Here is a 19,077-nt window from a genome sequence, read left to right on the forward strand (position 1 = left end):
TTTTGTGCTGTATGTCATATTTCACCCATTAAAAAGGCCACCGTAGTGACCTATTTGCTTTCAATGGCTGCGGTATGATTATGCTTTGCTGTTTGTACGACCATCTCAGCAAATTTATCGGCAACGTTCTTGCGAATCCCAGCATTAACGGCTTCAGTTATTTGGCGATCTATATCTTTGTTGATGCCTTTAAGCTTCTCCTGAACAACATCCTGAACCCGCTTATCCGTTAGCCATGTGATTAGCCTCGTGCCGTTGCCGTACCCAACATCAAAACTACCTGAGTCTGTGACTTTCTTTTCCATGAGACGATCAAAGGTCCGTTTAATCAGGTCAGTGATCGTCAGACAGTCCTGGGCATCGCCCCACTTATCAGTAATAGTGACTTCCTTCTCCAGCCAATCATCCGCGAACGTAATTGCCTTTTGCTCAATGGCTTTTTTAGCTGCTGCGATGGATTCATTAATCGCTTGGTTGATTTGCGTAGAAGCCTCTTTCTCAACCTTGGCAAGACAGTCGCGGGAGATCGCATTTTTCACGCCACTAATGATTTCGTGCTTAACCTCTGAATCAAGGTCGCCGCCCTCACCAATCCAATCTATTTCAACCTGAATATTTAATTTCATACTTCACCTCAATTAGGTAATAAAAAAGGCCGACTATGCGGCCTCATTGAATCCTGTCACCTCTACCCGACAGATGGGGTAGTTATAGAGTTTTAACTCCTGAATCATCCGCTGTGCATCTTCCATGCTGTCAGCGCTATTGCAGAACTTAATGTTCTCTTCGTTATCGTCGTACTTTCCTGCCAGTACCGTAAAAGCTAAAGCCATACTTCACCTCACACTAAAGGAATCGAACGACCGCGCGACTTCTGGCGGCCGGTGCATGTAATCCGGTCACCTTTGGTGCGGTGTCCGGCTGAGTAAATTGCGACATCTGGCATACACTGCGATACCTGCTCCGGACGGTTACGCCAGTTCGGTGCCTTAAGTGCCTGCTCAACCCGATCAACTGAGGACAAATTCATTGCTTCAGTCGTTCTTCTGAGGTTGTACTCAGTCATTCTTCTTTGCTGTCTATTCATTGCTATTTCCTCTGTGAGTTCTTTGGTGGAGTGGTGGCCGGTACTGATCTCCGGCTTTCTGGGTGGCACTAATCCAGACCTTGTATGGCTAAGCCACGCATACCACCTATCACTGCGCATAGCGGCTTACGTTGCGATCTTGGCGCGCATCAGCCTGCGCACTCACCACTCCCCGAAGAACTCACTTCGGCCTGTGAAATCACAGGTCCATATTGTTAAAGAAGCAGCCTGACTTTATGTCCGGCGCGGTAGGTAGTCCGTTTACCGCATCGATGTTTCGTTTCGATGGGGTAAAATTACAAGAAAGTTTGTTATCTGTAAACAATAAATCTTGTATTTGTTCTTGTGAAATACTCATTTGTTTGTTTTTAAAAGGTATTTATTTTACTCAGACGAAAAATTCCCGCACAGAGCAGTGCGGGATAGTGTCGGAGGTTCGGTCTGGGTGTGATTTCGGATGGTACAGCTATTAGGGGAGTGGGGTGGGTTACAGGCACAAAAAACCCAGCGCGGGGGCCGGGTTATTTATCTGCTTTATCACTTTTTTCTTTCCCTGATGGGAATAGACCTCTGATAACACCAAGAAAAGCAGCAAAGACATTCAAGGTGACAGCTGTTGTTATTGCTACCATGACTGTATCAGGGAAAACTTTGATGTGAAAAATTCCAAAAAATCCGCAGATTCCCAATAACCAAGCCCATCCATAAAGGGTTTTCCTAACCACTTTATATGCTTTATCTCCAAATTTTTCTCTTAGCGCTCGGTCAGCTTTTCTGTCTTCAACATCTTCATTTAAAAGAAGCAATTCCTTTGGTATGGCTTTTTCTTCTCGCCGGAGATTTCCAGAGTCATTTTTTGGTGGCTCTTCAATGGCCGATAGATCTGGATGAGGTAGCTCCACCTCAGAAGGTAGAGCTATGCGATCTAGGAGGTTATAATCCAAGTCATCAGACATTGTCTTTATTACACTTCGGATTTTTTAGCTTGGTGGATGTGGTTCGCCATTTCATCAACCGTAATTATTGACCCGTCAGGTCCTTTCAGACTCCAAGCAGTTCCTGGTGCATGAGTCATTGCTGACAGCTGTGTTCCGCTATATGGGCCATACACATCAGAAATTCTGTCAATCAGTGCAATTGCATCCGTGTCGCCAGGATCAATCTCAGGAGTAATGAAACGAATTCCAGTCCCATCTTTAGAAAACATCGCTCTGCTTAGCATTTCCTGAACAGGCATAGCGCCATATCCCTTAAGCTCATGATAAAGAGATGTAATAACAGGACCATGCTGCCAGCGGGCGAAACTGTCATCAATTAACGCCTTTCCACCGTACAGTTTTGAGAACCAAGACTGTGTATAAAATAACAGTTTTTGGATCTTCATCGGGGTTAAGTCAGGAATTTTCCCTTGCTTTGCCCGTTCAATAAAGGCATTAGCAACCGCATTTGCAGAATACGCCATTTAGTGCCTCCTCTTACTTTAGGTAATCATTCAGTCGACATGACGGAATCTAGTTGTAATGCGTCAAAATACTACGCTACATGCTGTATAAAGTACACAATATTAACTGTATATCTATCAGTGAGTTATTGGATAATACTTGTAACACAGTGAGTTATATCCGCGCACCTTTCATTCACTTAAACCGCATCTTGGCCTCAACGGCTGCGCCAATGATTTTGCAGTTCCCGTTGATCGGAACCATCGGCCAGGCCGGGTTAAGGCCTTTCAGGTACTTCTGGCCGCCATCGATAATCAGCTTCTTAAACGTGGCTTCGTTGGAATCGACCAGCTTTGCAATCACCAGGCTGCCGTTGATGGCTTCTTTCCCAGTATCGAACAACACATACATCCCTTCAGGAACGCTCTGACCAGTCGGCGCTGTCATTGAGTCACCTTCAACTTTGAGCCAGAAAGCATCGCCCTGAATGTGCGCGTCAGACTCAAGCCACTCGCTTATCTCACTTAAGGTGTAGGCCTCGATAGCTTCGGCCCAGCAACCCGCCTGAACGGAGCTGAGGACGGGATATTTCTTACCTGGAGCGTAAGATCCAGCATATTTGAAATTATCACCCTTTAAATCCTCGTCTTTTCCATCCAGCAACCACTCAGCGCTTACTCCAAGTGCAACTGACAACTCAGGTAAATACCTTGGCCTCTTGGTTTTTCCACGCTCAAGCTGCTCTATTGCTTGCTGTGATGTGCCAGCTTTTTCTGCCAGCTGCGTCTGAGTTAAGCCAAGTTCATCCCTTTTTAATTTAACCCTATCGCTAATATTCATTTTAGTTACCTCTAACATCCATGTTCACAAGAAAACCTGTAATTGACAAACAAACTAACTTGTTAGACAATACAAGAAAGTTTGTTAACGGAGGATGATATGGAAGGATTATCACACCGACTCAAACAGCGCCGAGAAGAAATGAAATTCACTCAGGCTAAGTTAGGTGAACTTGCTGGAATGTCCCAGCAATCAATTCAGCTGATCGAAGCAGGTGAGACCCAAAGACCTCGAAAACTGATTGAGTTAGCCACTGCACTTAAATGTGATGCAGCTTGGCTGATTTATGGCAGTACCGGCCCCCGCGCCGCATAAGCACCATCCGCTCTTTAACAGTCTGCCCCCTCGGATTTCCAGGGACCAATTCAAGTGACAGCACCTGCTGATCACTCAATAAAACACACAAGGATTTAATCAAATGGAAGTAACAACCACACGCAACAACGCTCGCGCAATTGAGAGCAAGTTATTGAACAAAATCGCATTAGTCGGGCTGACCAACGTAGCGAAAGCTGTTGGCGTCGATAAGTCTCAGGTGTCGCGCTGGAAGGCTAATTTCATTCCGAAGATGTCACTGTTACTGGCGGTGCTGGAGTGGGGCGTGGATGACGAACAGATTAACGATCTGGCCCAGCGTCTGCGGGTATTGCTCACAAATGAAAACGCCCCGAACTGCGCGAACAGTTTCGAGGCGTAAAGCGAATTACTGGATCAATTCACAGGGTTTATTATGTCTACACTTTATCAGCTTTACAAGCACAAAGAGAAAAACGGCACCGGCACATCAGTTAACAAAACGTATGTGGTACCGCTTTCTGAGTTATACGTTGAACCTGGCTTTAACGTCCGCGAAATCGACCAGGATCACGTTAATGAATTCCGGGATGCATTCATCGCCGGTGAGTACCTTCCTCCGCTGGCCGTACAGGTCACAGAGAAGGGCATTAAGATTCTGGATGGTCACCACCGCTATTACGGCGCACTGGCCGCCACAGAGGCTGGGCACCCGATCCTGCGCATTGAGTGTAAGGACTTTGTCGGCTCGGATGCTGACCGTATCGCCTTCATGGTTACATCATCCCAGGGTAAGCCTCTGACACCGATTGAGCGTGGTTCTGCGTATCTGCGGATGATTAACCAAGGCTGGGAACCGGCAGAGATTGCCAGAAAGGTTAAACGGTCAGTATCGGACGTTAACCTGCATCTGGATCTGGTCCGTTGTGGCACTGAGCTGCTCGACATGGTTCGTTCGGGTGAGGTAGCAGCAACAACGGCTGTGGCGTTATCCCGTGAACACGGCCCACATGCGACATCTGTTGCTGTCGGACAACTGGATAAGGCTAAGGCCGCTGGGAAGAAGAAAATAACCCGCGCTGACGCTATACCGTTGTTCAGTGCATCCAAAGCCAGACGGCTTGTAGAGCTTCTGGTAGACGCATCATTGCTGAATGATAACTGCGGTGATGATCATCTGCTTCTGGCATCCGGTACCGCCAGAGAAATCACCCTCATCCTTGACGAATACAGAGCCGGCATCCGGCAGGGAGATAAGTCATGACTTTAGGGCCCTTTGAAAAGCACCGGGAAATTCTAAAAGAAATGCCATTCCCTGAGGGTTTCAGGCTTGCAGGGTGGGTTTACATTCTGAGCAATGAGTACATGCCTGGTATCTATAAAGTCGGTATGACCACGACCAGCCCTCAAGCCAGGGCCAGGGAGCTGTCATCTTCTACTGGCGTACCTTACCCATTCAAAGTTGAAGCGGCCTATCACTGCGCTGACCCGGCTTATTCTGAAAGTGAGATACATGAATCACTGAGTGAATACCGTATAAACAATTCCAGGGAGTTTTTTAAGCTGGACTTACAGGATCTTAAGTATGCCTGTGACGAATTTTGTGACGCCGAAGTCGGGATTGGCGCTGAGCACCTCGCGGTGACGCACGATGTTATATCTTTCGAGTCACTTGATAGGCTGAATATTGATGAGTTATTTGATGATATTGACCTGGTTACATTCGGGGACAGGCTGGCTATCGCTGAGCGCCTGATCCGGATAGGGGCGGAAAGGGTTCGAAATTATGTCCTCAATGAGAATATTACTATCACTTTTCACGATGGAAAAGCATATGCCATTCAAAACCCAGAGTGGACAGAGATGCAGGAGCAATATGAGCGAAGGATGCAGCAGATAGAACATGAAGAATCCCTCGGTATCTATGGCCCTGTAATCCCCCCTAAAGAAACACCCATCCCTTTTTAATCTGGACTAATTATGAGCATGAACTTAATGGCTAAGGCCATGGGGATTAAAGTTGGAAATCCCCTGAGAAAGCTCGTTCTGATAAAGCTGGCTGATAACGCAAACGACAAGGGGGAATGCTGGCCCTCATATCAGCATATTGCCGACCAGTGCGAGATCGGAAGGTCGACGGTGAAAAACCATATCCGAGCACTTGAAGATATGGGAATGCTGCGCCGGGAATTCCGAAGAAATGGTGACTTAAATCAGTCAAATTTGTTCTATCTGACACTGGATAACATCAGAGAAATCCCCGAGAAAAATAGTGGGGCAGCAGATGACCTAGGGCAGGAGCTGCCCGGGGGGGTGGGGCAGGATATGACCGAGGGTGGGTCAGGAGCTGCCCTAGGGGGTGGGGCAGGAGCTGCCCCCATAACCAGTCACTCTTTTGAACCAGTCATTGAACCTAAACAAACACCGGTCGCTACCGCTCCTGTGTCAGGAAAATATGCCTTCGAGGGAAATGTGGTTCGCCTGAATCACAAAGACTATGCATCCTGGAAAAACCTCTACCCGAATATCGATCTGGATTATGAGCTGCAAAAGCTGGATATCGAGTTCAGCCATGAGAAGCCAAAAAACTGGTTTATCACTGTGAGCCAAAAGCTGAGCTACCAGAACAAGCAGGCACTGTCCCGGGGAGTTGGCAACGCTAAGCACAATCAACAGCCTGAACACCACTGGAACAGCCCTGAATCATGGGAGGAATTTATATGAGTCGATTACTCCAGGCAGTCTCCAACCGTGACGCCGGTACGTTATCGCAGATTGCAGGTAACTATCCTGATAAGCCGACACAGAACGTGGTCAACAGCGAGGCTGAGCACCTGGTCGATGCGCTGTTCCGGCAGTTCCGGCAGGTATTCCCGGCGGCGGCAGCGACAAACCTGCGTACTCAGGCAGACGAATCAGCCGCGAAAAAACAATGGATTGCTGCTTTCGCTGAAAACGGGATCACCACCCGTGAGCAACTGGCGGCCGGTATGCGGTGGGCCAGGGCGAAAGATACACCGTTCATGCCATCCCCGGGCCAGTTCATCGAACAGTGCAAGGCCGGTGCCTGCCACGCCGCGGGATTACCGGACGCGGACGAACTGTACCGTCGGGTGATGAAATACTGCGGGGAACGGGGATTTTATGATTGCCCGGAAAACTACCCCTGGGATAACAACGCTGACTACTGGATGATCACCGCCCTGTACAGCCAGATGCAGGCCGGGAACCTGACGGAATCAGAACTGCGTCAGCGGTGCGGTAAGCAGCTCAAATCCATGGCTGACCGGATCACTTCCGGAGAGGATATCCCCGAACCCCGGAAGCAAATCCCGCAGTTGCACATACCGTCAACCACAGAAACAGCAAAATCCCACATCGCCAACATCCGGCAGATGATGAAACAATCCCGGCACAACTAACCCGAAGGAATATCCGATGAAATTTTTTAAGAATGCGGCAATTTACCGTATGACCCGTGACGTCATTATCCCGGACGAGCTGGAAAACTTACTGGAGCACTGCCAGTTCACGCCTTGTGGGTCGCAGGACATGGCAAGAACTGGCTGGGTACCGCCGATGGGCGAAGCATTCAGCGACCAACTGGCCCATATCTCCGGTGGTCACATTCTGCTGACCGTTCAGCGTGAAGAAAAAATTCTCCCGGCACCGGTTGTCAAGCAGGCCCTGGAAGCGAAAATCGCCAAACTGGAAGCCGAGCAGCAGCGCAAACTGAAAAAGACCGAGAAAGACACCCTGAAAGACGAAGTGATTCACTCTCTGCTGCCCCGGGCATTCAGCCGCTACACGCAGGAACGCATCTGGATTAATACACAGGATCAGCTGATTGTGGTCGATGCCTCCAGCGCGAAACGGGCAGAAGATTGCCTGGCGTTGCTGCGTAAAACACTCGGCTCACTGCCGGTCGTGCCGCTGACCATGGAAACCCCTATTGAACTGACGATGACCGAATGGGTGCGGGACGGCAATACACCGGCGGGAATGTCACTGCTGGACGAAGCCGAACTGAAAGCCGTACTGGAAGAGGGTGGAACTGTCCGCTGCAAAAAACAGGCCCTGGTCAGCGATGAAGTATCAACCCACATCGAAGCCGGTAAGCGCGTTACCAGCGTAGGCATTGACTGGCAGGAACGTATTCAGTTCACGCTCACTGACAGCCTGCAACTGAAGCGCATCAAGCCAGCCACTGGCATGCTGGAGCAGAACGACGACATTGACCGGGAAGACGTAGCGGCGCGGTTTGACGCTGATTTCTGCCTGATGGCCGGTGAAATGTCTGTTCTCATTGGCAGCTTGATTACAGCGCTCGGTGGCGAAGCCCAGCGATAACCCCACCGCCGTTCAGCGGTTTTTTTGTACCTGAATTTGGAGAGGAAGATGCTGGGTGAGTGGATTAAGCATCAGATTAGAGAGCAGGAACAAAGGGAGCGGCAGGCAGCATGGGATAGGCATTATCATCACCTGCGTACTATGCCCGCCAATACCTTTGCCGCGATTTATGCTGAGTTATTTAAAAATGATGACTTCACAGATGTTCGCTTTAATGGCGAGCTTTACGAAGACACCGCAATTTATTACGCATCTCTTGCCCGGGACGAAGGCTATGAAGTCCTGGTGTAGCAGGTTAAAGGGAGAACCATGAACATCCCAAAGACGGCATCCGGTTACACGCCACTAACTTTCAGGCCATAGGCCAGCAACTCTCTGAACTCCTCCAGTCCGGTAACTGCTACCGCATCAAGGTAGAGCCCTGGCGCGAACGCCGCAGCCTTTCTCAAAATTCCATGCAACACGCCTGGTACGCCGAAATGAGCCGATACCTCATCGCTCACGGTCGACCCTTTGCGTCTGCTGAATGGGTGAAAGACGCGATGAAGCATACCTATCTTGGGTACGAAGAGACTGAAAGGGTAGACGTGATAACCGGAGAGCGAACAGTAATCCAGACACTCAGACACACATCCCGACTCGATACCGGCGAAATGCATGACTACCTGACGCGGGTAGAGGGCTGGGCTCGCAGCATTGGCTGCCTGCTCACCGTGCCGAATAACAGCGAGTACCGGGAATTACAGAGGAAACAGGACGAATGACAGATAAATCCAACACACCGGCAGAGCACAAGGATACCTGGCAGACGCCACCGGAGATATTCCGCGCTCTCAATGCTGAATTTCAGTTCCAGCTTGATGCTGCCGCCAGCCCGCATAACGCGCTTTGGCGTAAGTTCATCACCGCCGAACAGGATACGCTCCGGACGGAATGGGGTGATTATGTCGAAAACGGTTATGCCTGGCTAAACCCGCCGTACAGTGCGCCGCTACCGTTTGTCGAAAAGGCTGCCAAGGAGAAAGAGCTTAACCATGTTGGATGTGTGATGCTATTGCCGGCTGATATATCCGTTGGCTGGTTCAGAGAAGCAGTAAAAACTGCGAGCGAAGTCCGGTTGATCACCGGCGGTCGCCTGGCATTTATCTCCTCGCAGACTGGTAAGCCGGTCGGCGGTAATAACAAAGGGTCACTGCTGATTATCTGGCATCCGTGGCCGACAGGTTCGTGTCAGTTCAAAACGGTGGACCGGGATCAGCTCATGGACTTTGGCAAACGACTGATAGCGAGGGCAGCATAATGACACAGAAGACACCCAAAGAAAGAGCGATGAAGACCATTACCTCGAAGCTGGAAAAACATGAGGAATTACATAGCCGGGACCTGATGAGGTTCCTCTATCAATCACTCGGCATCACAGAAGAAGGCGCGAGTAATTATATTGTGATTGCTTACCGGGCAGGGATTTTAAGGCGCGGGACCAGGCGAATAAAAAGCGGCTTCATGTATCGGCTGGCTGAAAAATTTCCGGATTGGGGCGATTGCTTCAGGGTCGATGAAAGGGAAGCTTTGGCGGCAAAGTCCCGGCACTTCAGCGACATCGTTACATCGTACAAAGCAACAAGCAGGGTATACCAGTTCGACCAGCTAATCAGGGGGTGCCATGGCTAGCCCTATGCAACGAGCTATAGACCACCTGATATTCACTCCCACCAAGCGTTCCCGCAACAAACCCAAACCAATCCCGTCAGCATCCGAGGTCACTACATACGACCCCGGCTATCGGCTCCGTAAGCGGAAATATGACTGCATGAGAATGAGGCGCATATGACGAAAGAAACCGAATGTACAGCCTGCGGCTTTCCCTCCAATGACGGGAAACTCTGTGACTCATGCGAAGAACTGTACAGCGCAAAGAGCCCGAACTTTTACGACCTGGGAGGTGATGATGGTCAGGCAGAAAAAGCCGAAACCAAAAACTTGCCGCCACTGTAAATCGAAATACTTCCCCCGCACCACCACCCAGATAGTCTGCTCACCATCCTGCGCAATCCAATACAGCAAGCACCAATCAGCGAAACAGGCTGAGCGGCAGGCTATTGCCGATCGGAAAGCGCACCGGGAGCGTAAAGCAGACCTGAAGCCATTAAGCCACTGGATGAACATCACCCAGCGGGCGTTTAACGACTTTATCCGGGCGCGGGACGGGGAGGTATGCATCAGTTGCGGCAGCCGGTCGGCGGTCAGTTATCACGCCGGGCATTACCGGACAACGAAGGCAGCCAGTCAGCTCAGATTCAACGAGGATAACTGCCATAGCCAATGTTCATCCTGTAATACTCACCACTCCGGAAATATTGGTCCTTACCGCCTCAACCTGATAGCCAAAATCGGGCCCGAGCGCGTCGAGGCGATTGAAAACAGCAACGAGCCACACCGATACACCAGAGAAGAACTGGAATCGCTCAGAGCGCGTTACAGAAAGAAAACCAGAGAGCTGATAAAACAGCGGGAGGGAGCATGAGCACAGAAGACGAATTAGAAAACGTTGTAATTTTCCCGACGCAAAAGGATGACTTAAAAAACGGCCTATCTATGCAGTTTGAAGGTGATAGGGATAAATCGAGGCTATGCCCACACGATGCTGTATGGGTTAACTCTGAAGACCGAGTAGTTAGGTGTAGAAGGTGTGAAGCCATACTCGACCCATTCAACTTTATTTTAAGTCTGTGCGACAAGGAATCGAGATATTCAGAAAGCGTTAAGTATCTACGCAGGGAAGAGGAACAACGGCGGCTAAATATCGAAAAACTAATTCAGATAGAACGCAATGCCAAAGCCAGAATACGTAAGGCCGGACACAAGGAGCCTCTACCACTGTGGCAAAACGAGAGGGTTAAATCATGACCTGGCTAACCCGAATCCTCAACCACTTCACCCCGATCACTCCGACAGTAAAACCCGCACACGTTCAGTCATGGGATGCAAAACCCAGGAGGAAAAAGAATGCGAATTGAACATGACTACAGGGCAGTGGTGAAAATTACGCCCATTCGGTCGGCTGCTGACATGCGTAGGATATTTGGCAATGGCTGGAAAACAATTAACGAGTCGCAGCGTTGTTGGGTGCGGCATATGCTCATTTTGTGGGGCCAGCACCTGGGTAATGAAGAATATGAAAGAGGGCAGGTTAACATCATTGGCCGGTTAATGATGCGATCTGAATGGAGTGAGCAGAAGGGTAAGCAGATTGAGAAGGTAGTATCTCAGCTTTACTGCGAAGGGCTTCGCGGAGATGAACTATTCCGCAAGGCCCGTGACTTATTAGTACCGCAATCATCCGCAGCCAACATCATCTCTCTCGCCAAAGAATCCGATGATGCTGACTTTGTGGAACGCGTAATGACAAAGACTTTTGGTCGGGACAACCCGATCAGGTCTGTAGCCAGATTACGGTACTGTAAGTGCAAAAGCTCGCAAGATATTCAGCGCTCACTTTCTTATTTCACTGGCATAACACCCAAGGAGGCCAGAAACAGAATGGAATGGGCTGAAAACATACTTGAAGGAGAAATGTTTTATGCTTCGCAGCGTGAATTGAGGAAGGAAATTCCATTAATTGCCGCATAGAGCACGAATAGCTAAAGCAGTCGGGCATGCAGTTGGGTATATTTACTGTAAGCTCGGAGCGTAAAAGCGAACAGAGCACACCAACATGAAACCTCGCCTCGGCGGGGTTTTTTTATGCACAAAATATAAAGGCATTTGCAGGGTGTTTCCGGACGCTTTAGAGACTGCAAGTGCCTTTTTCTTTTCTGCAAATTTCACCCTCTGCCAATCGACGACCACACAAAACCTTCTCTGACTGTAGCGTTTAACGGCAGTGGGTGAACCCTTACACACAGCACCGAGCTTTTTCTAAGCAAAGGTGGAAACTATGAAGATAAATATTATGCCCGACAAAATTGCATCGGCGGCAAGCTATTGCGTGTCCGGCACACTTGTCTGTGGAGGTAGCGTGGCTCAATGGATCAGTGACCTCGACTGGAACAAGATAGCCGTTATCAGCGGGATTATCGTGGGCGTGGCAACACTACTGGTGAATGCCTGGTACAAAAGCCAGACGCTGAAAGCCTACAAAGATTCTATTGCCCGGGGAATCCCCAGCGCTCCACCTGAGGGTGACTAATATGGCAATGTCACCTTCTCTCAGAAAGAAGCTGATAGCTGCTGTGGGTGGAGGTGCTATCGCCATAGCGTCAGTATTCATCCCTTCGCTGGAAGGAACAGAGCACACGCCATATCGTGACGGTGGAGGAGTCTGGACTGTATGCACAGGACACACAGGGCCGGATGTTATCCCCGGTCATCGGTACACCGATGCTCAGTGTGATGAATTTCTGAAAGCTGACCTCAGAACGGCAAACAATGCCGTCACCCGAAATGTAAAAGTCCCTATGAACGAAATGCAGGAAGCGGCCCTGACCAGTTTCGTGTTTAACGTAGGTGCGGGAAATTTTGCGAGGTCATCGCTACTGAAACAGATTAATGCCGGCCATTACACTGCAGCCTGCGATTCACTCACTCGGTGGGTGTATATCGGCCAGGTGAAATCACCCGGGCTAATGAACAGGCGGGAAATCGAAAAAGAAATCTGTCTGTGGGGTGATAAATGACCTGGCTACTGACCAACTGGCGTTACGTCCTGATTACTGTTCTGGCCGGTATCGTTATCAGCATTTACAGCTTGATGAATAATTACCGACATGCTGCCGATGAGTGGAAAGAGAAATCCAGCCAGCAAGCCGCTCTGGCCGACTCCCGGATGAAAACCATTAACGATATGCAGGCACAGCAGAAAGTCGTCTCTGATATCGACAACCAGTACCAGACAACCATCAAGGCCAAAGACGATGAAATCAATTCCCTGCGTAATAGCGTTGATGCTGGTTCTGTCCGGCTGCGCGTCAAGGCAGTATGTCCGGCAGGAGTGTCCAAAACCGGCACCACCGCCAGCAGCACTAATGCAACCAGCGCCGAACTCGATCCAGACGCTCGACAAAATTATTACACCCTCAGAAGCCAATTAGCCCAGGCCACAGCCCAGATTAACGGCCTGCAGGCTTACATCAGGGAAATCACTAAATGAAATTCATCACATGGCTAATCAGCCTGTTTAACAGAGAGAAAGAGAAAATGACCGAACCAGTAGCAGATTCCGCAGTAGCAGAACAGCCAGCCGTAGCTCAACCGGAAGTAGCACATCCCGCAGTAGCAGAAGCCGCACAGCCAGCAACTATCGAAACAGCAGGCGAGAAGATTTATTCCGAAGTCGAACTGGTAGCGGAACAACTGAAGAAACTGGTCGCTGCTGCCGGTACCAGCGCACACCTGGTAATCGATGAACTCATCGACACGGCAATCAAAATCGTAAACCCCGGTAAGTGAAGGAGAGCATCATGAACTTTGGACAGGCATTAGAAGCGGTAAAGGCTGGTGCGAAGATTTATCGCCAAGGCTGGAACGGTAAGGGTCAGTTCGTCATCAAGGCGGGTGGTTATACCGTGAATGAGCCCCGACCAGGCTCTGACTATGCGAAAGCCGGTATTGCAGGTGAATTTACTATTCAGCCTCATCTCGATTTGAAAAATGCGCAGGGGCAGATGCAGCCAGGCTGGGTGCCATCCCAAGGTGATTTGTTTGCTGAAGACTGGATTGCTGAATCACCGTAGTAATCAGAACAGAGGCCATTGCGGTGGCCTCGATTGTGATTACCCGGCAAGTAACTTCACTGCCATAACCTGCCCCAAAAAGGCAGGTTTTTTATTATCAGAAGAAGAAGGAAAAGTAATGTTTACAGTTAAATCAATTATCAACGGCGTTACTCACATCTGTGAACAGGACAGCGTAACAATTGCCCGTCCAGATTCCGAAAGGTTTGCGGAAATACTGAAGCAAACCAACAGCCACTCGAACCCCGATTTTGTTATCTGGCTCCCTGATGTTTACGCCGACGCAGAATGCAAAGACGCTATTCAGGAAGAAGAGTTGATATTCAGTGAAAGGTTTGAAGTCCTTGATACTGATGCTATAGCCATCCTTGTCGAAGATTTTGAAAGCCCATGCCGTCCTAGTGAGGCATTCAAGGGGCTTAAATATCAATTCATCTATCCTGGCGATAATGTCTACGTCATGAATTCTCACGGATCGACTATCGAAGTAGTCAAATAATTACCCGAACTCCCCAAGCTCACTTTAATCGGTGGGCTTTTTTATGTCTGCATCACAGAGCATCCATCTGGGTGCTGTTTAATGCAATCATCCTACAGGACAACATCATGACCAATCCTAACTACATCCCACAGTGGCCGCTGTACAAAGACACTGACGGAATTTACATCCGCGCACTGCCGATTAAATCCATCAAGTACGCTAACGATGGTTCCGGCCTGGTATCTTTCGACGGAGCATATAACGAGCAGTACATCTCTGCAGCGTTCGCCGCAACATTCAACCCGCAAGCCGGTGGTTATCTGTTTAACAGCCAGTACGGTGAAATCCTGTACCTGAGTAAAACTGACTTCGAAGCGAAGTATACCGCTGACACTGAGGGCCAAGGCGCTAAAGGTGACAAAGGTGACAAAGGAGATACGGGAGCTACCGGTGCCAAAGGTGATACAGGGCTTGGCATTAAATCAATTGCTGCTGCACAGGCAAGCGGCACGGTAACGCTGACTTTCACGATGACTGACGGAACGACTCAGACAGCATCGTACGCTCTTCCTGCATAGTTTATAAAGTTCTGCAAAGGTCATCAAATTGGTGGCCTTAACAGAGTTTTATATATGATTTCATCCAGGCCAGTCACCAGATTCCCGGGGCTGGTATTTTTATTTGTAGAGGAATGTTCTGTATGGCAGCACCAAAGGGTAACCGATTTTGGGAGGCCCGCAGTAGTCATGGGCGTAATCCTAAGTTCGAATCCCCTGAAGCGCTGTGGACTGCCTGTTGTGAATACTTCGAATGGGTTGAAGCTAATCCGCTGTGGGAAATGAAAGCTTTCGCATATCAGGGAGAAGTGACACAAGAACCTATCGCTAAGATGCGAGCGATGACGATTACCGGCTTGTGCATATTCCTCGATATCACTCGGCAGACATGGGGAACCTTCCGTGTAACAGAAGGTTTTTCTGACGTCACCACGCGAGCAGAGGAAATCATCTACGACCAGAAGTTTTCTGGCGCCGCTGCTGACCTTCTTAACGCAAACATCATCGCCCGGGACCTGGGCTTAAAAGAGCAATCGCAAGTCGAGGACGTGACACCTGATAAGGGAGATCGCGATAAGCGCCGCTCCCGAATACAGGAGTTACTGAGCCGTGGTAAGCGAAACGATGCTTGATGACCTCTCAGAAGACGAGCAGATAGAACTGCTTGAGCTTCTGGAGGAAGAAGAGAACTACCGAAAGACACACCAGTTATTTGATTACCACCCCTACGGTAAACAGCGTGAATTTATCGATGCTGGACACGACTTCACTGAACGATGCTTCATGGCTGGTAACCAGCTAGGTAAGTCATATTCCGGCGGTGCCGAAGTAGCATTTCACCTGACTGGCCGTTACCCTGGCACCAAAGGTTATCCGAATGATGGTGCTTACGGTGGTGAGTGGGGAGGCAAACGATTCTATGAGCCTGTGGTGTTCTGGGTTGGTGGCGAGACTAACGAGACGGTAACCAAAACCACTCAGCGTATTCTCTGTGGCCGTATCGAGGAGAATGACGAGCCGGGCTACGGTTCAATCCCGAAAGAAGACATCATTAGTTGGAAGAAGTCGCCGTTTTACCCGAACCTTGTCGATCACCTCCTAATAAAGCACCACACACCTGAGGGCGTTGAAGACGGCATATCAATCTGCTACTTCAAGCCGTACTCGCAGGGTCGCGCCAGATGGCAGGGCGATACTATTCACGGTGTATGGTTCGATGAAGAGCCACCATACAGCATTTACGGCGAAGGGCTGACCCGTACCAATAAATACGGCCAGTTCTCTCTGCTGACATTCACCCCGCTGATGGGGATGTCTGATGTTGTCACAAAGTTCCTGAAGAATCCGAGCAAAATGCAGAAGGTGGTCAACATGACCATCTACGATGCAGATCACTATACCGAAGAGCAGAAAGAGCAAATCATCGCCTCTTACCCTGAGCATGAGCGTGAAGCACGTGCGCGGGGTATTCCGACAATGGGTAGCGGTCGAATATTTCAGATACCCGAAGAAACCATCAAATGTCATCCGTTCGAATGCCCTGACCATTTCTATGTTATCGATGCAATGGACTTTGGCTGGGATCACCCGCAGGCACAGGTGCAATTGTGGTGGGATAAAGACGCCGACACGATTTATGTTTCACGCGTCTGGAAGGACAAGGAGAAAACCGCAGTACAGGCATGGGGTGCTGTTAAGTCATGGGCTAATAAAATCCCCACCGCGTGGCCACACGATGGCAATCAGCATGAAAAGGGCGGCGGTGAGCAGTTAAAGGCCCAATACGCTGACGCAGGCTTCCAGATGCTACCAGAACATGCCACATGGCCGGATGGCGGTAACGCTGTTGAGCCTGGCATATCTGAACTGCGTGACATGATGCTTGATGGCCGGTTTAAGGTGTTCAACACATGCGAACCATTCTTTGATGAGTTCCGACTCTACCACCGCGACGAAAACGGAAAGATTGTGAAGCTTAATGATGACGTCCTGTCAGCAGTTCGTTATGGCTACATGATGCGCCGGTTCGCCAAAATGATGCGTGATATCAAAAAGCCGAAAGAGAAGAAAACACCGGCACCAATCAGACCAATTTCGCGAGGAAGATAATGGCCGACACTAACGACAGACTGGATGACATTCTCGGTAAGTTTGACCGGGACTGGTCGGCCAGCGAAGAAGCCAGAACCGAAGCGAAGAACGACTTATTCTTCAGTCGGATCAGCCAGTGGGATGACTGGCTGACAAAATACACAACCCTGCAGTATCGCGGACAGTTCGATATTGTGCGCCCGGTAGTGAGGAAACTGGTTGCTGAAATGCGTCAGAATCCGATTGATGTTCTGTTCCGGCCAAAGGATAACGCTGACCCGAACGCTGCTGAAATCCTGATGGGTATGTACCGAACCGACATGCGGCATAACACCGCGAAAACTTCGGTTAATGTGGCAGTGAAAGAGCAGATTGAGTGCGGCATCGGAGCCTGGCGTATCGTCACCGAGTATGAGGACGAGGACCCTACCAGTAATAACCAGATTATCCGGCGCGTTCCTATTCATGAAGCGTGTTCACACGTCATATGGGATGCAAACGCAAAGCAGCAGGATAAATCAGACGCTAAACACGTAACAGTAATCAGCGCGTTGTCGCAGGATGGCTGGGAGTCCTTTGCTGAAGAGTTAGGCCTTGATGCTACAGACATTCCCTCGTTTCAGTCACCTAATGACTGGCTTTTCCCCTGGCTGTCAAATAACGTTATTCACATCGCTGAGTATTACGAAGTCGTAGAGAAGAAAGAAGTCGCTTTTATATACGAAGACCCGTTGACCGGTGAGCCAGTCAGCTACTTCAAGCGTGATATTCAGAACGTCATCGATATGCTGGCTGACCGTGGCATGAAAAAAATCGGTGAGCGCAAGATTAAACGCTGCCGTGTTTATAAAACCATTCTGTCATCATCTGCCATTCTGAAGAACAGGCAACTGATTGCCGGTGAACACCTACCGATTGTGCCGGTGTTCGGTGAGTGGGGATTTGTCGAGGATAAAGAGGTCTACGAAGGTATTGTCCGGCTGACGAAAGACGGCCAGCGCCTGCGTAACATGATTATGAGCTTTAACGCTGATATCGTTGCCAGAAACCCCCGCAAGAAACCAATCTTTTATCCTGAACAGATTGAAGGATATGAATACATGTATGCGGGTGATGCTGATTACCCGTACTACCTGCAAAACCGCACTGATGAAAGCAGCAATGATTTACCGCTCGGCGCTGTTGGCTACCTTGATGACCCGGAGATACCACCCGCAAACCAGTACGCTCTGCAGGCGGCATCTGACGCTGTTCAGCAGGTTGCTGATTTGGGCGTCGATAACCAGGCGGCTAATGGTCAGGTGGCTTTCGACACTGTTAATCAGTTAAACATGCGCTCAGACCTGCAAACATTCGTGTTTCAGGACAATCTCGCGACCGCAATGCGCCGTGATGGTGAAATCTACGCATCAATGGTCAGTGATATCTATGACGTTCCGCGCACTGTCACAATGACTCTGCCGGACGGTGAAGAGAAGACTGTCCAGACGATGACAAGTGTTGTTGATATCGCATCAGGGCAGACAGTTGTTCTGAATGATATCAGCGGCCGGTTTGAGTGTTACACCGATGTGGGCCCTTCATTCCAGTCAATGAAGGAGCAGCACCGCGCAGAACTGAAGGAGCTACTCAGTCAGATTGATCCGTCACAACAGGTGTGGAATGTGCTGTTACTGCAGTATCTGACGTTGCTGGATGGAAAAGGAATCGAAATCACCCGCGACTACGCCAACAAGCAACTCGTTATCCAGGGGCTTAAGCAGCCTGAAACAGCAGAGGAACAGCAGTGGTTACAGGAAGCGCAACAGCAGCAACAGAATCAACCTGACCCGGCAATGGTTCAGGCTCAGGGTGTACTGGCGCAAGGTCAGGCAGAGCAGATGAAAGCTCAGAACCAGCAACAGGACCTGCAGATTAAAGCCTACACCGCGCAGCAGCAGGCGCAGTTAACCCAGGCTCAGGCAGTTCAGGCGCTGGCTAACGCTAAATCACTTAACGACAGGTCATTGCGGGATGCATTAAGTGTCCTGTCTGACTGGTATCAGAAACAAAACACAGCGGCACATAACGATGCGGACCAGATGCTACGTGCCAATCAGCAGCATCACGGCCAGCAACTCGATATTGCCAACCTCCTGCAACAGCAGAGTCAGCAGCAACAAAATCAACAACCTTCCGCCATTCCCGGCGAGTAACTTTATCC

The 19,077-nt window shown here is 49.6% G+C and carries 31 protein-coding genes; 25 read left to right on the forward strand and 6 right to left on the reverse strand.

Annotation, left to right across the window (positions count from 1 at the left end; all coding sequences use genetic code 11):
* Nucleotides 1–50: 50 nt before the first annotated feature.
* The 6 genes from HA49_RS14635 to HA49_RS14655 form a co-directional block, all read right to left on the reverse strand.
* Nucleotides 51–626: a TAF11 family protein gene (locus HA49_RS14635; RefSeq protein ID WP_038018850.1), complete on the reverse strand. Its 576-nt coding sequence runs from the start codon at nt 624–626 to the stop codon at nt 51–53.
* Between the two features lie 33 nt (nt 627–659).
* A complete protein-coding gene (locus HA49_RS21490) occupies nt 660–833 on the reverse strand; it encodes a hypothetical protein (RefSeq protein ID WP_156994665.1) in 174 nt (57 codons plus the stop codon).
* Between the two features lie 8 nt (nt 834–841).
* Entirely contained in the window at nt 842–1,087 is a 246-nt protein-coding gene (locus HA49_RS14640; RefSeq protein ID WP_156994666.1) for a transcriptional antitermination N peptide, read from the reverse strand.
* Nucleotides 1,088–1,608: 521 nt separating this feature from the next.
* Complete coding sequence (locus HA49_RS14645) at nt 1,609–2,043, reverse strand: hypothetical protein (RefSeq protein WP_038018854.1); 435 nt, start codon at nt 2,041–2,043, stop codon at nt 1,609–1,611.
* An 8-nt stretch (nt 2,044–2,051) separates the two neighbouring features.
* Nucleotides 2,052–2,549 (reverse strand): Panacea domain-containing protein, encoded by a 498-nt coding sequence (locus HA49_RS14650; protein ID WP_038018856.1) that lies wholly within the window; start codon nt 2,547–2,549, stop codon nt 2,052–2,054.
* A gap of 175 nt (nt 2,550–2,724) precedes the next feature.
* Nucleotides 2,725–3,369: a LexA family protein gene (locus HA49_RS14655; RefSeq protein ID WP_038019467.1), complete on the reverse strand. Its 645-nt coding sequence runs from the start codon at nt 3,367–3,369 to the stop codon at nt 2,725–2,727.
* Nucleotides 3,370–3,468: 99 nt separating this feature from the next.
* Between HA49_RS14655 and HA49_RS14660 the strand changes: the two genes are divergently transcribed.
* The 25 genes from HA49_RS14660 to HA49_RS14775 all read left to right on the forward strand — a co-directional run bounded on the left by HA49_RS14660 (nt 3,469) and on the right by HA49_RS14775 (nt 19,069).
* The gene (locus HA49_RS14660; RefSeq protein ID WP_038018858.1) at nt 3,469–3,684 is read left to right on the forward strand and encodes a helix-turn-helix domain-containing protein; all 216 of its coding nucleotides are present in this window, start codon (nt 3,469–3,471) and stop codon (nt 3,682–3,684) included.
* Nucleotides 3,685–3,787: 103 nt separating this feature from the next.
* Nucleotides 3,788–4,066, forward strand: a complete 279-nt coding sequence (locus HA49_RS14665) for a CII family transcriptional regulator (protein WP_038018860.1) — start codon at nt 3,788–3,790, stop codon at nt 4,064–4,066.
* 33 nt (nt 4,067–4,099) lie between these two features.
* Nucleotides 4,100–4,927 carry a ParB/RepB/Spo0J family partition protein gene (locus HA49_RS14670; RefSeq protein ID WP_038018862.1) on the forward strand — a complete coding sequence of 276 codons (828 nt, stop codon included), beginning with the start codon at nt 4,100–4,102 and terminating at the stop codon, nt 4,925–4,927.
* Complete coding sequence (locus HA49_RS20650; RefSeq protein ID WP_052752517.1) at nt 4,924–5,631, forward strand: GIY-YIG nuclease family protein; 708 nt, start codon at nt 4,924–4,926, stop codon at nt 5,629–5,631. The genes HA49_RS14670 and HA49_RS20650 overlap by 4 nt, the downstream gene beginning before the upstream one ends.
* Before the next feature lie 18 nt (nt 5,632–5,649).
* Nucleotides 5,650–6,387, forward strand: a complete 738-nt coding sequence (locus tag HA49_RS21685; protein ID WP_425427737.1) for a helix-turn-helix domain-containing protein — start codon at nt 5,650–5,652, stop codon at nt 6,385–6,387.
* Entirely contained in the window at nt 6,384–7,085 is a 702-nt protein-coding gene (locus HA49_RS14685) for a replication protein P (RefSeq protein WP_038018864.1), read from the forward strand. The genes HA49_RS21685 and HA49_RS14685 overlap by 4 nt, the downstream gene beginning before the upstream one ends.
* Nucleotides 7,086–7,101: 16 nt before the next feature.
* On the forward strand, nt 7,102–8,013 hold the full coding sequence (rdgC, locus tag HA49_RS14690; RefSeq protein ID WP_038018866.1) for a recombination-associated protein RdgC: 912 nt from the start codon (nt 7,102–7,104) through the stop codon (nt 8,011–8,013).
* A 48-nt stretch (nt 8,014–8,061) separates the two neighbouring features.
* Nucleotides 8,062–8,304 carry a hypothetical protein gene (locus tag HA49_RS14695; RefSeq protein WP_038018868.1) on the forward strand — a complete coding sequence of 81 codons (243 nt, stop codon included), beginning with the start codon at nt 8,062–8,064 and terminating at the stop codon, nt 8,302–8,304.
* A 38-nt stretch (nt 8,305–8,342) separates the two neighbouring features.
* Nucleotides 8,343–8,777, forward strand: coding sequence for a YbcN family protein (locus HA49_RS14700; protein WP_038018871.1), 435 nt, complete (start codon nt 8,343–8,345; stop codon nt 8,775–8,777).
* The gene (locus HA49_RS14705) at nt 8,774–9,313 is read left to right on the forward strand and encodes a phage N-6-adenine-methyltransferase (RefSeq protein WP_038018872.1); all 540 of its coding nucleotides are present in this window, start codon (nt 8,774–8,776) and stop codon (nt 9,311–9,313) included. The genes HA49_RS14700 and HA49_RS14705 overlap by 4 nt, the downstream gene beginning before the upstream one ends.
* Entirely contained in the window at nt 9,313–9,684 is a 372-nt protein-coding gene (locus HA49_RS14710) for a hypothetical protein (RefSeq protein WP_038018875.1), read from the forward strand. The genes HA49_RS14705 and HA49_RS14710 overlap by 1 nt, the downstream gene beginning before the upstream one ends.
* 4 nt (nt 9,685–9,688) lie before the next feature.
* Complete coding sequence (locus HA49_RS21495) at nt 9,689–9,844, forward strand: NinE family protein (protein WP_342667039.1); 156 nt, start codon at nt 9,689–9,691, stop codon at nt 9,842–9,844.
* 114 nt (nt 9,845–9,958) lie between these two features.
* Nucleotides 9,959–10,537 (forward strand): recombination protein NinG, encoded by a 579-nt coding sequence (locus HA49_RS20975; protein ID WP_038018878.1) that lies wholly within the window; start codon nt 9,959–9,961, stop codon nt 10,535–10,537.
* Nucleotides 10,534–10,920 carry a hypothetical protein gene (locus HA49_RS14720; RefSeq protein ID WP_038018881.1) on the forward strand — a complete coding sequence of 129 codons (387 nt, stop codon included), beginning with the start codon at nt 10,534–10,536 and terminating at the stop codon, nt 10,918–10,920. The genes HA49_RS20975 and HA49_RS14720 overlap by 4 nt, the downstream gene beginning before the upstream one ends.
* Before the next feature lie 99 nt (nt 10,921–11,019).
* On the forward strand, nt 11,020–11,643 hold the full coding sequence (locus tag HA49_RS14725) for a hypothetical protein (protein ID WP_038018883.1): 624 nt from the start codon (nt 11,020–11,022) through the stop codon (nt 11,641–11,643).
* 307 nt (nt 11,644–11,950) lie between these two features.
* Complete coding sequence (locus HA49_RS14730) at nt 11,951–12,202, forward strand: phage holin (RefSeq protein WP_038018885.1); 252 nt, start codon at nt 11,951–11,953, stop codon at nt 12,200–12,202.
* Between the two features lie 7 nt (nt 12,203–12,209).
* A complete protein-coding gene (locus HA49_RS14735; protein WP_038019474.1) occupies nt 12,210–12,689 on the forward strand; it encodes a lysozyme in 480 nt (159 codons plus the stop codon).
* On the forward strand, nt 12,686–13,162 hold the full coding sequence (locus HA49_RS21500) for a lysis protein (RefSeq protein WP_052752518.1): 477 nt from the start codon (nt 12,686–12,688) through the stop codon (nt 13,160–13,162). The genes HA49_RS14735 and HA49_RS21500 overlap by 4 nt, the downstream gene beginning before the upstream one ends.
* On the forward strand, nt 13,159–13,461 hold the full coding sequence (locus HA49_RS14740; protein WP_038018889.1) for a hypothetical protein: 303 nt from the start codon (nt 13,159–13,161) through the stop codon (nt 13,459–13,461). Before HA49_RS21500 ends, HA49_RS14740 begins: the two co-directional genes overlap by 4 nt.
* Before the next feature lie 11 nt (nt 13,462–13,472).
* Nucleotides 13,473–13,745, forward strand: coding sequence for a DUF2829 domain-containing protein (locus tag HA49_RS14745; RefSeq protein WP_038018892.1), 273 nt, complete (start codon nt 13,473–13,475; stop codon nt 13,743–13,745).
* On the forward strand, nt 13,714–14,244 hold the full coding sequence (locus HA49_RS14750; protein ID WP_245610208.1) for a hypothetical protein: 531 nt from the start codon (nt 13,714–13,716) through the stop codon (nt 14,242–14,244). The genes HA49_RS14745 and HA49_RS14750 overlap by 32 nt, the downstream gene beginning before the upstream one ends.
* A 107-nt stretch (nt 14,245–14,351) precedes the next feature.
* Nucleotides 14,352–14,804 (forward strand): hypothetical protein, encoded by a 453-nt coding sequence (locus HA49_RS20660; protein ID WP_052752519.1) that lies wholly within the window; start codon nt 14,352–14,354, stop codon nt 14,802–14,804.
* A gap of 122 nt (nt 14,805–14,926) precedes the next feature.
* On the forward strand, nt 14,927–15,415 hold the full coding sequence (locus tag HA49_RS14765) for a DNA-packaging protein (RefSeq protein ID WP_038018898.1): 489 nt from the start codon (nt 14,927–14,929) through the stop codon (nt 15,413–15,415).
* On the forward strand, nt 15,408–16,892 hold the full coding sequence (locus HA49_RS14770) for a terminase large subunit domain-containing protein (protein ID WP_038018901.1): 1,485 nt from the start codon (nt 15,408–15,410) through the stop codon (nt 16,890–16,892). The genes HA49_RS14765 and HA49_RS14770 overlap by 8 nt, the downstream gene beginning before the upstream one ends.
* Nucleotides 16,892–19,069, forward strand: coding sequence for a portal protein (locus HA49_RS14775; protein WP_038018904.1), 2,178 nt, complete (start codon nt 16,892–16,894; stop codon nt 19,067–19,069). Before HA49_RS14770 ends, HA49_RS14775 begins: the two co-directional genes overlap by 1 nt.
* Nucleotides 19,070–19,077: the final 8 nt, after the last annotated feature.

It is taken from the genome of Tatumella morbirosei (assembly GCF_000757425.2).
GTDB lineage: Bacteria > Pseudomonadota > Gammaproteobacteria > Enterobacterales > Enterobacteriaceae > Tatumella > Tatumella morbirosei.